The 13,061-nt window shown below is 35.3% G+C and carries 15 protein-coding genes; 13 read left to right on the top strand and 2 right to left on the bottom strand.

What is annotated here, in order from left to right; genetic code table 11:
- Positions 1-5: 5 nt before the first annotated feature.
- Together Y10_RS03015 and Y10_RS03010 are read left to right on the top strand one after the other, a co-directional pair.
- The gene (locus tag Y10_RS03015) at positions 6-599 is read left to right on the top strand and encodes a DUF3575 domain-containing protein (protein ID WP_281763887.1); all 594 of its coding nucleotides are present in this window, start codon (positions 6-8) and stop codon (positions 597-599) included.
- Between the two features lie 2 nt (positions 600-601).
- Positions 602-1,000, top strand: coding sequence for a hypothetical protein (locus Y10_RS03010; RefSeq protein ID WP_281763886.1), 399 nt, complete (start codon positions 602-604; stop codon positions 998-1,000).
- A 107-nt stretch (positions 1,001-1,107) separates the two neighbouring features.
- On the opposite strand, the gene Y10_RS03005 is transcribed toward Y10_RS03010, so the two are convergent.
- Complete coding sequence (locus Y10_RS03005) at positions 1,108-3,819, bottom strand: T9SS-dependent M36 family metallopeptidase (protein ID WP_281763885.1); 2,712 nt, start codon at positions 3,817-3,819, stop codon at positions 1,108-1,110.
- A 159-nt stretch (positions 3,820-3,978) separates the two neighbouring features.
- Here Y10_RS03005 and hemF point away from each other — a divergent pair, with 159 nt between their 5' ends.
- The 4 genes from hemF (at position 3,979) to Y10_RS02985 (ending at position 7,057) form a co-directional block, all read left to right on the top strand.
- Positions 3,979-4,881: an oxygen-dependent coproporphyrinogen oxidase gene (hemF, locus tag Y10_RS03000; RefSeq protein ID WP_281763884.1), complete on the top strand. Its 903-nt coding sequence runs from the start codon at positions 3,979-3,981 to the stop codon at positions 4,879-4,881.
- Positions 4,881-5,267, top strand: a complete 387-nt coding sequence (locus tag Y10_RS02995; RefSeq protein ID WP_281763883.1) for a YchJ family protein — start codon at positions 4,881-4,883, stop codon at positions 5,265-5,267. The genes hemF and Y10_RS02995 overlap by 1 nt, the downstream gene beginning before the upstream one ends.
- A gap of 179 nt (positions 5,268-5,446) precedes the next feature.
- Positions 5,447-6,442 carry a porphobilinogen synthase gene (hemB, locus tag Y10_RS02990; RefSeq protein WP_281763882.1) on the top strand — a complete coding sequence of 332 codons (996 nt, stop codon included), beginning with the start codon at positions 5,447-5,449 and terminating at the stop codon, positions 6,440-6,442.
- A 63-nt stretch (positions 6,443-6,505) separates the two neighbouring features.
- Positions 6,506-7,057 (top strand): GNAT family N-acetyltransferase, encoded by a 552-nt coding sequence (locus tag Y10_RS02985; RefSeq protein WP_281763881.1) that lies wholly within the window; start codon positions 6,506-6,508, stop codon positions 7,055-7,057.
- On the opposite strand, the gene Y10_RS02980 is transcribed toward Y10_RS02985, so the two are convergent.
- Positions 7,054-7,764 carry an alpha/beta fold hydrolase gene (locus Y10_RS02980; protein WP_281763880.1) on the bottom strand — a complete coding sequence of 237 codons (711 nt, stop codon included), beginning with the start codon at positions 7,762-7,764 and terminating at the stop codon, positions 7,054-7,056. The genes Y10_RS02985 and Y10_RS02980 overlap by 4 nt on opposite strands.
- Before the next feature lie 189 nt (positions 7,765-7,953).
- Between Y10_RS02980 and Y10_RS02975 the strand changes: the two genes are divergently transcribed.
- The 7 genes from Y10_RS02975 to Y10_RS02945 all read left to right on the top strand — a co-directional run bounded on the left by Y10_RS02975 (position 7,954) and on the right by Y10_RS02945 (position 13,042).
- Positions 7,954-8,457 (top strand): DinB family protein, encoded by a 504-nt coding sequence (locus tag Y10_RS02975; protein ID WP_281763879.1) that lies wholly within the window; start codon positions 7,954-7,956, stop codon positions 8,455-8,457.
- A 102-nt stretch (positions 8,458-8,559) separates the two neighbouring features.
- Positions 8,560-8,871: a hypothetical protein gene (locus Y10_RS02970; RefSeq protein ID WP_281763878.1), complete on the top strand. Its 312-nt coding sequence runs from the start codon at positions 8,560-8,562 to the stop codon at positions 8,869-8,871.
- 54 nt (positions 8,872-8,925) lie between these two features.
- Entirely contained in the window at positions 8,926-9,387 is a 462-nt protein-coding gene (locus Y10_RS02965; protein ID WP_281763877.1) for a hypothetical protein, read from the top strand.
- Positions 9,388-9,589: 202 nt separating this feature from the next.
- Positions 9,590-10,660 carry a CNNM domain-containing protein gene (locus tag Y10_RS02960; RefSeq protein ID WP_281763876.1) on the top strand — a complete coding sequence of 357 codons (1,071 nt, stop codon included), beginning with the start codon at positions 9,590-9,592 and terminating at the stop codon, positions 10,658-10,660.
- Positions 10,653-11,135, top strand: coding sequence for a methylated-DNA--[protein]-cysteine S-methyltransferase (locus Y10_RS02955; protein ID WP_281763875.1), 483 nt, complete (start codon positions 10,653-10,655; stop codon positions 11,133-11,135). The genes Y10_RS02960 and Y10_RS02955 overlap by 8 nt, the downstream gene beginning before the upstream one ends.
- 46 nt (positions 11,136-11,181) lie before the next feature.
- A complete protein-coding gene (locus Y10_RS02950; protein ID WP_281763874.1) occupies positions 11,182-12,345 on the top strand; it encodes a serine hydrolase domain-containing protein in 1,164 nt (387 codons plus the stop codon).
- A complete protein-coding gene (locus Y10_RS02945; protein WP_281763873.1) occupies positions 12,329-13,042 on the top strand; it encodes a 3'-5' exonuclease in 714 nt (237 codons plus the stop codon). The genes Y10_RS02950 and Y10_RS02945 overlap by 17 nt, the downstream gene beginning before the upstream one ends.
- Positions 13,043-13,061 lie beyond the last annotated feature (19 nt).

The following is a 13,061-nucleotide window of genomic DNA, read 5'->3' as shown; positions in this document are numbered from 1 at the left end:
AAAACATGAAAGCCAAAAAAACCAAAGTTATTATCTGCTCTTTAGTTCTAGCGCTTAGCTTTTTGTATTCAAAACAAGCTAGTGCTCAAACTTATGTTAAAGGAAATCTCCCTTTAGCAGCAGTTTTAATACCCAATTTTGCAATAGAAACGGGAATTGGTGGTAAATGGTCGGTACAAGCTAGTGCAACTGCTTCTTTATGGGAATCGGTAAATGGTGGACCTCAAAAATTCTTTTTCTTAATAGCAGAGGCACGCTACCATTTAGACACCATAGATCATGGTTTTTTTGCAGGTTTAAACATAGGTGGTGCTAACTTTAAAATGCAAAAATATAACTATTGGAACACCGATAAATACCAAGTAGGATATGCCTACTTAGGTGGTGCATCTTTAGGTTATAATTTTAAAATTAATGAGAAATGGGGGCTTGAATTATTTGTAGGAGGAGGATTTATAGGCAGTTTCTATAGAGGATATTACTTAAGCACAGGAGAACAATACGACCAAGACCAAGTACAAGACATGAATAGACAATTTGATAGAAGTGGAGATTGGCTACCTTATGAAGGCGGGTTAATGCTTACCTATAAATTATAAGAATGTTCACCAAAGGATTTAAAGATCAGGATCAGCGTAAATTAAGTGAAGAGCTTGGTAAAATATTACAATTAGAATTTGTACCAGACTATTGGGAACAATCTCAGAAACAAGCTTTAAACGCGCAATTAATAGCACTTACAGGAATTTCTATTTCCGATATAATAGAAATATCTATACTTGATTTTTTTGCTAAGATAGAGGAGCATTCACTTAGTTTTGAGAACCAAGAACTTTTAGGAGACATTCTTTTAAAAGTACTCCCTTTAGAGAAGAAAACAAACAAAATACCACTAGCTGAAAAGGCTATAGCAATATATGAGCATGCCCAAAAAGAAAGTAATATGTTTTCTTTTGGTCTTATAAGTAAGATTAACATGGCTAAAGCCTACTTGCCCTAATACACTAACCTAAAATTTTAACTTGAAAACACTACCATTAGTAATGGTGTATACATAAAAAAAGCGTCCATTTTCATGGACGCTTTTTTTATATATTCTATTGTATCTTAGTTTTTCATCAACTTAGTTACGTAATCAAGACCATTAGATTTTAATTGAATGATGTACATTCCTCTATCTAAACTACCAAGATTAACTTGAGATTTAGCGCTGAAATCAGCTTTGAAATCTTCATAAACTATTCTACCATTAATATCAAATACGGTAACCTCAACATCTCCTGCAAAGTCAGCAATTTCAATATTGAATATACCTGTAGATGGGTTAGGATAAATATTAACAGAAGCTCTTTCTTGGATATTCTCAGTTCTTAAGAATGTACAGTTAGGACCTTGAGCTGGTTCTGTAAAATCTTCAACCTGGTCAGTAGAGTTAAATGTAGATCCTGAACTAGCATTAACTCCTAAACCTCTTGCAGCAAAAACTTCCCAAATTAAACAATAGTCTTCTCCTCCTGTAGTTGCTTGGTCAGCAGCAATAATAGCATCACGACCATCAACAAAACCAGGGTTACAAGGCTGTAACTTCATTGCATCTAACACAAGTTGGAAAACTTTATTATTTCCACCTGTACCGTTATAGATATCAGCGTCAAAGCCATATTTTTCAATGTAAGCCCATGTTAAATCCCATAACATAGAAGCCCAAACAGTACCAACACTATGAACATCTGTATACGTAATACCATCAACTACATAAGTATAATCATTGGTATCTGCTAAGGTTAGCGGGTCAACATTAAAGTCAGTTGAATAAGGGTATTGTCTAATACCTCCACCGTCAACATCTTGACCTGCTAAGAAAGTAGCAACACCTCTATAATCAGTTCCAATATCTCCAGCTTCAATTTGTAACATTAAACCTAACCAGTCAGACCATCCTTCACCCATTTGCTCATTATTTCCTAAACAAGAAGAGTTCGAATATCCACCAGTAAGTCTTGTTGAAACACCATGGCCATATTCGTGACCAATAACCATGTTATCAAAATCACCATCAGAATTAATAAATACATCACCAGGAGTTTCAAAAGTAACATTTAAAGTACTTCCACTTTCAATTTCAGCAATAAGCGCTTCCCCGTCAGCTTTAGAAACAAAAATAGCAGGTATTGTTATAGATGCATCTGCACCAGACATATTCACATAATCATTCTCGCCATCTTCGGCATAAGAAACGTTATTTACTATAATAACTCCAATAGCTCCAACACTTTGAGCCATAGCAACTTTACTAACAAACGTACAATCACCTCTTCTTATAATAGCAAAATTACCATTTATTTCAGCTGCATTAGTTGGTGTGGCCGCTGTACAAGCATCAGAAGTATCTGGCCCTACACCATCATCAAATAAAACTAAATCAGCTGTTATTCCATTAGGCTCTGTTGGTGGTGCTACATGACCTGGATCAAAAACATTATCTAAAGAAATGTATTCTCCCGCAACAGAAGAAGGAGCATTTACTGTTAAGTACTTTGGCGCTGGACCATTATCCCAAAGGTACATTTGCATTCTTGGTCTGTTTCCATCAACTGGAGTAGAAAAGTTTGCATTATTCGTTCCTGCACCATCTTGAGCATCTGCTAACACATAATCTCCAAAGAAACTGAAAGTACCTCCGTTTCCATAGTTATTTTGCTGGAAATTTCCATTTGGCTCATCAAAACCATATTGGTATGTAATATCATGCATAATATTATTCATGTAGAATAAATTGGTAACCGCAGCATCTACATAAGTATCTGCAGTAACTCCAGTTCCAGGATATGCATAGTCAAAATTTAAAGTAGATCCGGCATCTGGCGAATATCCAGCACCATTATCTCCATCAGGATCGTCTTGCGCGTGTACATTATTACCTCTTGTAATAGTAAACTCAGCACCGTCTGCCTGATTAACATCATGCCATCCGTAAGGAGAAGCATTTAAATTCTCAGGATTTGTTAATAACTGTCTGCTTCCGTGATTTGGACTTTCAACATAATAAGGTAAAACTCTATAAGAAGCAGTAGGTGGATTAAACATGAATGACTCATTATTTTTAACAAAAGCCTCTTTCTCAAAACTAAAAGCGTTTTCTTTAACACGTTTGTTTAATATTTCAGCCATATCTGCATTAGGAGCTTTCCCGAAATTACAAGAAATAGTCCAATCCTCTTTCTCAATAACTTCACCATTTACAGCATCTATTCTAACACTCCATAAGTGTTGGTAGTTTTGTGCGTAGAAAGTAAAGTCCCAAGCAAGTTTTAACGTTTGCCCTTCGTTATTTACATTAGCAAAAACTAATTCTGCTAAAACAGGATCTTCTGTTAAAGCACCGTTTTGTAATAAATAGTTGTTAGCATCTTTATTTTCAATAACAGTTGTAGAAAAAGCATCTTCTTTAACAGCACTTAAAGCTAAAGTAAAAGCATCTGTAACAGCTATATTAGCACTTGTTGTATTTACTTTATCTTCAATATTAGTTAAAAATCTATTTGCTACATTAATAACTTGTTCATCTTTATACCATACATTAGATACAGCTCTAAAAATATCTATCCCCTGATACTGCTGCTTAATATAATAATTGGTAATTTTGGTAGCCTTTGATGTTCCTGTACTTTCAATAGTCCAATCTTGAACATCATTTAGGGTCAAACTATAGTTCCTATAGTTACTATCTAAATAATTTTGAATCTTCTGTTCTGTACTCTGAGCAAATACAGCGCTAGAAGAAACTAATAAAATAAGTAATGTTAGTAATTTTTTCATCGAGGATTTTAAAATTTTGTTAAAGCGCAAATGTAACATAATTTTTTTTTTAAAAATATGTTAACAATATTTTTAACAAAATGAGTGAATTTGAGCTCTTTATATATTATATACTCATCCTTTTTGGCTAAAAAATTACATTCTCAAGAAAATTAAAAAATGAAAGAAGAATTTTACAAATACATTCAACAACTACAAGACACCATAACTTCTAAACTAGAGTCTATTGACGGGGCTGTAAAATTTCAGGAAGATTTATGGGACAGACCTGAAGGTGGTGGTGGAAGAACCCGTGTTATTGAAAACGGAAATGTATTTGAAAAAGGTGGTGTAAATATCTCTGCTGTACATGGTAAGTTACCCGATACTATGCAAAAAATGTTTGGAGTTGCAGAAGCTGACTTTTTTGCTTGTGGTTTAAGTTTAGTAATACACCCTAAAAACCCTTTTGTACCAACAGTACATGCCAACTGGCGCTACTTTGAAATGTATGATGAAAACGGCACCATCATTAACCAATGGTTTGGCGGCGGACAAGACCTTACACCATATTATTTATTTGAAGAAGATGCTAAGCATTTTCACGCTACCTGTAAACAAGCTTGTGACGCCCATAATCCTGAGTTTTATCCTACCTATAAAAAACGTTGTGATGAGTATTTTTGGAATGCACATAGAAATGAAGCACGTGGAATAGGTGGTTTATTTTTTGACTATTGCAAAGCATCCGATGAAATGAATATGCAGCAATGGTATAATTTTGTTACTACTGTAGGTGATAGTTTTTTAGAGGCTTACACCCCCATTGTAGAACGTAGAAAAGATATTGTATACACTGAAGAACACCGCAACTGGCAAGAAATAAGAAGAGGACGCTATGTAGAGTTTAATTTAGTACATGATAAAGGAACTCTTTTTGGTTTAAAAACAAACGGACGTATTGAGAGTATTCTTATGAGTTTACCTCCGCACGTACAATGGGTGTACAATCACCAGCCAGAAAAAGATAGCCCAGAGGCGTTACTTTTAGAGGTATTAGCAAACCCTAAAGAATGGGTGTAATGAATTGCTATTGTGGAAATACCAAACCCTACAGCGAATGCTGTGAAGTTTTTCACCGTAACGGAGGGAATACAGCAACTGCCGAACAACTTATGCGCTCTCGCTACAGTGCTTTTGTTTTAGCAAATGGCGATTATTTAATGCTTAGTCACCATAGCAAAACCCGACCTGTAAGAGAAAAGAAAGCTATTGTAGCTTGGGCAAAATCTGTAAATTGGATAAAACTGGAAGTATTAGCTACCCAAAAAGGTAATCCTACAGATGATAAAGGAACCGTAACCTTTAATGCCTACTTTTTTGAAAACGGCAAAGTAGATGTGATTCACGAAAAATCGGCATTTGTAAAAGAAAAAGGTGTTTGGAAATATTTAGGATTGAGTAAGTAAGGTATTTTTCAATGCCACAAAATACCTTTAATTCTACACTACGATTTCTTATATTTCTTTCTAATATAATATCATCTAGAAATACGCTCTGGTAATTACGGTATGAATAAGAAAACTTTGGGGCTTTAAAAAGCATTGGGTAGGTTTATCTTTTTAACTTTGTACCAAATATAAAAAATATGTTTCCATTAAGAAGAAATAGAAGACTAAGAACCAATGAATCTATAAGAAGCTTGGTTAGAGAAACAAGTTTGAGTCCGCAAGACTTTATGTTTCCAATGTTTGTTGCCGAAGGAAAAAATGTAAAAACCGAGATACCTTCTATGCCAGGTATCTACAGGCAATCTATAGATGGTACTGTACAAGAAGTTAAAGAGCTTTGGAACCTTGGTATTAAAGCTGTTAATATATATGTAAAGGTTAGCGAAAACCTAAAAGATAATACCGGTAAAGAAGCATGGAATAAAGATGGTTTAATGCAACAAACCATTAAAGCCATTAAAGATGCTGTGCCAGAAATGATTGTAATGCCAGATGTTGCCTTAGACCCATACTCTACTTACGGACACGATGGTATTATTGAAAACGGACAAATTATAAACGATGCTACTGTAAATGCTTTAACCAGAATGAGTCTTAGCCATGCCGAAGCAGGTGCCGATTTTGTAGCTCCTAGTGATATGATGGACGGAAGAGTATTGGCTATTAGAACTGCTTTGGAAGAAAGCGGATTCCCGAATGTAGGTATTATGAGTTATAGTGCTAAATATGCTTCTGCTTTTTATGGGCCGTTTAGAGATGCTTTAGATTCTGCACCTAAACAAGCAGGTATAGAAGTACCTAAAGACAAAAAGACCTATCAAATGGATTATGCCAACCGTATTGAAGCTATTAAAGAAGCGGTAGATGATGTAAATGAAGGTGCCGATATTGTAATGGTAAAACCAGGAATGGCATATTTAGATATTGTACGCGAAGTTAAAGATGCGGTAGATGTGCCTGTTGCAGTATACCAAGTATCTGGCGAATATGCTATGGTAAAAGCAGCCGCAGAAAGAGGATGGTTAGACCATGACCAAATAATGCTAGAACAACTTATGTGTATAAAACGTGCCGGGGCTAGTATTATTTCTACCTATTTTGCTAAGCAAGCAGCTATTCTTTTAAACAAATAATATTAAATAAAATCCCCATACAAATAAGTACGGGGATTTTTATTTTTAGTACGAATACATACAATGGAGTTTATAAAGATTAACACCCCCCGATTACATATTAGAAATTTAAAATTGAGCGATCTACAAGATTTCTATGTATACCGTTCTAACCCAGATGTAACCAAATACCAAGGGTTTGATGTTTTAACACTAGACCAATGTAAAGCTTTCATTCAACAAGAATATCCAAAACAATATGGTAAACCAGGGCAATGGGTACAATATGCCATTGAAGAGGTTGCCAATAATAAACTGATAGGAGATTGTGCCATTCGGCTGTACGAGCACGAACCTCGCATTGCAACTATTGGTATTACTATCTCTCACTTAGAGCAACAAAAAGGTTTTGCTAAAGAAGCTATGCTAGGTATACTTTCTTTTCTGTTTAACGAAAAACAACTACACCGAGTAGAAGAAATTATAGATGTAGAAAACAAAGCCTCTATAGCCCTTATAGAAAGTTTAGGATTTAGAAAAGAGGCTCATTTTATTGAAAATATCTTTTTTAAAGGTAGTTGGGGTAGTGAGTATCAGTATGCCATGCTTAAAACGGAATGGGATAAACGTAATTAATCTGCTGCTACTATTTGCTTTAAAATAGCAGCTACATATTGCGGGTTCTCAATAGGAAGTAAATGCCCAACATGACTAGTGGTATATATCTTTTCAAATCTTAAATTAGAAAGTACCTCATCTTGTATCATTTCTTTAGTAATGGCATTATCATGCTCAGAGCAAATTAAATATAAAGGCACCTTTAAATTTTCAACTTCCGCCAACACAGAGTTTTTCATTCCTTCTTCTAACCACCACTTCCAAGTATTATTTTCTACCTCTAGTTGGGTTTGTATGGCAAATTCTAATTTTGGCATTGGCAAGGCTTGGTAGGTACCGTTAATTACCGTGGTCTCTGCCTCTGTGTAATCTGGGTGATGCAACATTCTTATTTTTTCTCTTTCAGGCATAGCCTCAATAGTTGGGGGGCTAGGTGCTACTAATACAACCTTTTGTATGGTAACATCTTTTGCCATTGCAGCAGCCAATAACGCAAGTTTTCCGCCCATTGAATGCCCCACCAAAACACACTCTTTTATCTCGTGATATGCTAAATACTGTAATACAGCATTTGCCATTTTATGTATATCTACATGTTTTAGTGCAGTAGTACCTCCAAAACCAGGCAGGGTCATATAATAGGCATGTACTCCGTTTAATAAACTATCTACCCATTGCCAGCTTTCACCCTTACCTCCGAAATAATGAATAAAAACTACGTTCATCTTTTTTTATCCGTAAGATACCTACAAAGTGCATGCACTAACTCAAATTTGTAAACACTTTAACTATTCCGTTAACACACTTACCTAAAATTCTTAAAAAAAGAAATTTGTACATTTACCCCATACTAAAGAAGTTATGCTTGGGCAAATTGCATTCTTCTTGTACAACCCCCTAATTTTATAGTTTCTATGAAAAAGCTTATTACCCTAATTGCATTGATAACCGTAACTATGGCTACTGCACAAGATAAACCCTTAACAGCTTGGCAAGAAAAATGGACTAACTCTGAACACTATCTTTTAGAGATTGCCGAGGCTATGCCTGCAAACCACTATAGTTTTAAACCCACCGAAAGAGAAATGAGTTTTGCAGAACAACTGGTACATATAGCTAATAACATCAATTGGTTAAGCAACACCTACTTTAAAGGTGAAAAAGTAGAAAAATACACAGAAGTAAGTGATAAAGAAGAAATCATCTCCTTATTAAAAGCGGCTTTTTCTAATGCCAGAAATGCAGTGAAATCAACGGATGAAAAAGACCTGAGTACCGTAGTTGATTTTTTTGCCGGACCAAAAACGAAACTCCAAATTTTAAATCTACTACAAGATCACGTAACACATCACCGCGGACAAATTATTGTGTATTTAAACCTAAACAATGTGGCTCCGCCCAGATATAGCGGTTGGTAATTATTTTAACTTTTAATTATAATTTACCTATTTAGAATACCTTAATATTGTTGTGTGAAATTTAGCAATACATATAGTAAATACTTAATAGCTGTTTTAGTTATGTTTTTGTCGTTTGCGGCAAAAGCAGAAACAACCACTACTACAGCTACTGAACATACGGTTGCTGCTAAAACAATTGCTAAGCAATCTGAAAGTAAAAATGCTATTGCTATACTAGAAGAAACTAGTATTTCACAATCTGATCAACAAAACGAGAGTCAGCCTAACTTTTCTACTGACTATATCTCAAAAAGCCAAAATCAAACCTTTTATATACCAGTCTTAAATAACTATACTAAGACTGCCCTTAATGCTTTCACTAAAAAGGAACAACTGCTAAAGGTTATTTTTCCGTTTCACTTTTTCTACTAATTAATTGATTTTCAAAAACATATTTTAAGAAATTCAATTAATTAAATACATATAATGAGCAATAGTGGAACACTATTGGGTATCCTATTTTTATTTATTTTTATGGTACCCATTTTATACCTGGTTTTTCGTGAACGCAACAAAACCAGAGCTGTTAAAAACTACATACAACAAACAGCTACAAAATTTAACCTTTCAGGGATAGAACCTGTAGAAATTGGCCATTTAATTTTTTTAGTGAATACTAATGAAAAAAGAGGCATCATTTTCAATTCAAACGCTACTACAAATCAAGTTGCACAATTTGATAAAAACACCCATGCTATCATAGCACGTTTTGAAGATGAAAAGCTAGCAAATGGTAAAAGTATTATAAGTAAAATTATCGTTACCGTAAAAAACCCCAATACGTCAGAACACCTTAATGTGTTTGATGAAACATACCCCAATCAGTTGCAATGTAATAACATAGTAGACCAAACCAAAAATATGGTTCATAGGCTTCAAAGATTATAATTTGTTGATTTTAAATTGTTGCCGGGTTAATGGTTATAAGGCTGCCAATCCCTTTATTTCATTTCTTCTCATTTAGCTTTTTCCTCATATTGGTAAGTACTTTTAACAAAACTCATTAACCCGGCATTCTCTTTTTTACATTTCCTTAAGATGGTTTTTTTACTAATTTATTAACTTAGTATCTTAACTTTTAATCAAATTAATGACACTACTTATAGTTTATGCTGTTGTATCTATCTTCTTTTCGTTTCTATGCTCGGTCTTAGAAGCGGTATTGTTGAGCATTACGCCTACTTTTATTTCTATAAAAAAGGAAGAAGGCAAAGCATATGCAACCACCCTAGAACATTTAAAAAATGATATAGACAAACCTTTAATTTCTATATTAACCATTAATACCGTTGCGCATACAGTGGGTGCTATATTGGTGGGTTCGCAGGCAGAAACTGCTTTTGGAAACGGTTCTAATGCTGTAGGCATAGTATCGGCAGTTATGACGTTTTTGATTTTAGTGGTTTCAGAAATTATTCCAAAAACCATTGGGGCTTCTAACTGGAAAAAGCTAGCCGCATTTACTACCACTGCCTTACAAATAATGATATTCCCATTAAAATATACAGGTATACTTTGGTTGGCACAACGTATTACCAAACTTATTGGGGGTAGCGGGCATGCTAGTATGGTTAGTAGAGAAGACTTTAGTGCTATGGCAGAAATTGCAGAAAAGGAAGGTGTCTTTTTAGAGTCGGAATCTAAAATTATTAAAAACTTAATCTCCTTTAATGATATTCAGGCGAAAGATGTGATGACACCTAGAACGGTAATGAAAATAGCAGATGAGCAAGAAACCATTGAAGATTTTTATAACAAAAACAAAACCTTACGCTTCTCTCGTATACCTGTATACCATGAAGATAGTGATAATATAAAAGGCCTGGTGCTTAAAACAGATGCTTTACAAGCATTAGTAGATGGTAGAGGAAGCGATACTTTAGATAGCATACGCCGTACCATACTTATTACCAACCGTACCAAACCTATTCCTGAGCTTTTTGAAGAACTCATACAAAGTAAAAACCACATGGCTTTGGTTATAGATGAATACGGATCGGTAAGCGGATTGGTTACCCAAGAAGATGTTATTGAAACTTTGCTAGGCTTAGAAATTATGGATGAAAGCGATTCTATTGAAGACCTACAACAACTTGCCCGAAGAAATTGGGAGCACCGCGCTAAATTATTAGGCATGATAGAAGAACAAAAAAATGAATAATTTAGAACATGCCTTGATGAAAACTCCGTTAGGGGTAACAGAAATTTCAGGGAATGCTAACGGTATTCAACAAATAAAAGTACTCGATGCAGAAGTTCCTATTTCTACAACTATTCCCGAAAGTTTACAACTCTGTGTAACTGAACTTACCGAATATTTTAAAGGAAACTTACAAGAGTTTACCTGTAAACTTAACCCCACAGGAACCGATTTTCAGAAGAAGGTATGGAATGCACTGGTACAAATACCGTATGGTAAAACCATGTCTTATGCAGCGCTTTCAACACAGTTAGGAGATATAAAAGCCATCAGGGCAGTTGCTGCTGCCAATGGTAAAAATCCGTTATGGATTATAGTACCATGCCATAGGGTAATTGGGTCAGACGGGTCACTTACAGGTTATGCTGGCGGACTATGGAGAAAGAAGTGGTTGCTTGAACTTGAAAACCCCGTAAAACAACAGTCGTTATTTTAATATATTTTCATTATTTTTATACGTACTCTAATAAAACCAAAAAATAATGAAAAAATGCTTAAAATGGCTGCTTATCATAGTAGCAGTACTTTGTGTGGCTTTGTACGTATTTGGATACGGATATTTATTTACAGCAGTCAAAACCATTTATTTTAACGGGCATTCCACTGCTTTTTTAGAGGACTATGAAGAATTTGATAATCATGTAATTGAAAAGAGTAACCAACCACAGCCGTGGCCTTTACATAAAAACTACAATACAGCAACGCCTACCGATAGACTTACCAAACTGCACAAAGACAACAAAAGTGTTGCATACCTCATCATAAAAAATGATAGCATTTGGTTTGAAGAGTATTTTGATGGGTATACCAAAAACAGTAAAAGCAACTCGTTTTCTATGGCAAAAACAATGGTTTCTGCCTTGCTAGGAAATGCTATTATGGAAGGTAAAATTCAGAGTTTAGATGAACCCGTAACACATTATTTACCAGAGCTAGAAGGAGAATATGCAGAAGACCTAACCGTGGGAGATCTTTCATCAATGGCATCGGGTATGCAATGGGATGAGAGTTATTACAGTCCGTTTAGCATTACCACCCGTGCCTATTTTGATACCGATTTAAGAAGCATGATGCTTGAGGTACCTATTACCTCTCCCCCAGGCCAAGAGTATATTTACTTAAGTGGTAATACCCAACTTTTAGGTATGGTATTAGAAAAAGCCACCGGAAAATCGTTAGCCGAAAGTTTTGAAGAAAAATTTTGGGAACCTATGGGGGCAGAAAATGAAGCCCTTTGGCAAGTAGACAGTGAAGAAATGGGTATGGAAAAAGCCTATTGCTGTATTGCTAGTAATGCCCGTGATTTTGCCCGTATGGGAAAACTATATAAAGATGATGGGGTTTGGAATGAAACACGTATTTTACCCAAAGCTTTTGTATTAAAATCTACCCACCCACGTTTTAAAGAAAGCCCTGAATATGGATACGGCTTGTGGTTATTGCACCACCGCAATAAAGACTTTTTTATGTTACGCGGACATTTAGGGCAATATGTAATTGTAGAACCAGAAGATAATATTATTATTGTACGCCTAGGACACACACGCCCAAACAAACGTTTATATGAAGGTGACCCCTTTACCGCAGATACCTACGGGTATATAGACGAGGCTTATAAAATGATGGACCATGCTCAAAAGGATTAGCTTAGACAAAATTCTTTTTCTGGATATTGAAACTGTACCGGAGTTTGAAAACTTTAACGAACTGGATGAAACTTCCCAAAAACTCTGGGAGCTTAAATCGGCATACCAACGTAAAGAAGAATTTTCGGCAGAGGAGTTTTATAACAACGCCGGTATTTGGGCAGAGTTTGGTAAAATTATCTGTATTTCAGTTGGTTATTTTGTGCTGAAAGGAGATACCCGCTCCTTTAGGGTAACTACCTTTTATGGGGAAGAAAAACAGTTGCTGTTAGAGTTTAAAAATCTGTTAGATACCCATTACCAACATCCACAACAATTGCTATGCGCACATAATGGAAAGGAATTTGACTTTCCGTACATTACCAGAAGAATGGTAATTCATAGCATAGACATCCCCTATAAACTAAACCTGTTTGGTAAAAAACCTTGGGAAGTACCCCACCTAGACACCATGGAACTCTGGAAGTTTGGCGATTTTAAAAACTATACTTCTTTAAAGCTACTTACCCACATTTTAGGCATTCCATCTCCTAAAGATGATATAGATGGTAGCGAGGTACGTGCTGTTTTTTATGAAGAAAAAAACATAGACCGTATTATCACCTATTGCGAAAAAGATACTATTGCCGTTGCTCAAATTTTACTACGCTTTAGAAATGAAGCGCTACTAACCGATGATGAGATTTTGCATGTGTAAGGAGTAGCTTATTATTTTG

The organism is Neptunitalea lumnitzerae (assembly GCF_027924185.1).
In the GTDB taxonomy this organism is placed as follows: domain Bacteria; phylum Bacteroidota; class Bacteroidia; order Flavobacteriales; family Flavobacteriaceae; genus Neptunitalea; species Neptunitalea lumnitzerae.
Note: the sequence above shows the minus strand (reverse complement) of the source record. Positions and strands in the feature narration are given on the sequence as shown.

What these genes read in the sequence shown, in the direction of transcription:
- Y10_RS02945 (WP_281763873.1), top strand. Translation starts at nt 12,329, where the DNA reads ATGCTCAAAAGGATTAGCTTAGACAAAATTCTTTTTCTGGATATTGAA.
- hemF (WP_281763884.1), top strand. Translation starts at nt 3,979, where the DNA reads ATGAAAGAAGAATTTTACAAATACATTCAACAACTACAAGACACCATA.
- Y10_RS02985 (WP_281763881.1), top strand. Translation starts at nt 6,506, where the DNA reads ATGGAGTTTATAAAGATTAACACCCCCCGATTACATATTAGAAATTTA.
- Y10_RS02955 (WP_281763875.1), top strand. Translation starts at nt 10,653, where the DNA reads ATGAATAATTTAGAACATGCCTTGATGAAAACTCCGTTAGGGGTAACA.
- Y10_RS03015 (WP_281763887.1), top strand. Translation starts at nt 6, where the DNA reads ATGAAAGCCAAAAAAACCAAAGTTATTATCTGCTCTTTAGTTCTAGCG.
- Y10_RS02975 (WP_281763879.1), top strand. Translation starts at nt 7,954, where the DNA reads ATGAAAAAGCTTATTACCCTAATTGCATTGATAACCGTAACTATGGCT.
- Y10_RS02980 (WP_281763880.1), bottom strand. Translation starts at nt 7,764, where the DNA reads ATGAACGTAGTTTTTATTCATTATTTCGGAGGTAAGGGTGAAAGCTGG.
- hemB (WP_281763882.1), top strand. Translation starts at nt 5,447, where the DNA reads ATGTTTCCATTAAGAAGAAATAGAAGACTAAGAACCAATGAATCTATA.
- Y10_RS03010 (WP_281763886.1), top strand. Translation starts at nt 602, where the DNA reads ATGTTCACCAAAGGATTTAAAGATCAGGATCAGCGTAAATTAAGTGAA.
- Y10_RS02965 (WP_281763877.1), top strand. Translation starts at nt 8,926, where the DNA reads ATGAGCAATAGTGGAACACTATTGGGTATCCTATTTTTATTTATTTTT.
- Y10_RS03005 (WP_281763885.1), bottom strand. Translation starts at nt 3,819, where the DNA reads ATGAAAAAATTACTAACATTACTTATTTTATTAGTTTCTTCTAGCGCT.
- Y10_RS02950 (WP_281763874.1), top strand. Translation starts at nt 11,182, where the DNA reads ATGAAAAAATGCTTAAAATGGCTGCTTATCATAGTAGCAGTACTTTGT.
- Y10_RS02970 (WP_281763878.1), top strand. Translation starts at nt 8,560, where the DNA reads ATGTTTTTGTCGTTTGCGGCAAAAGCAGAAACAACCACTACTACAGCT.
- Y10_RS02960 (WP_281763876.1), top strand. Translation starts at nt 9,590, where the DNA reads ATGACACTACTTATAGTTTATGCTGTTGTATCTATCTTCTTTTCGTTT.
- Y10_RS02995 (WP_281763883.1), top strand. Translation starts at nt 4,881, where the DNA reads ATGAATTGCTATTGTGGAAATACCAAACCCTACAGCGAATGCTGTGAA.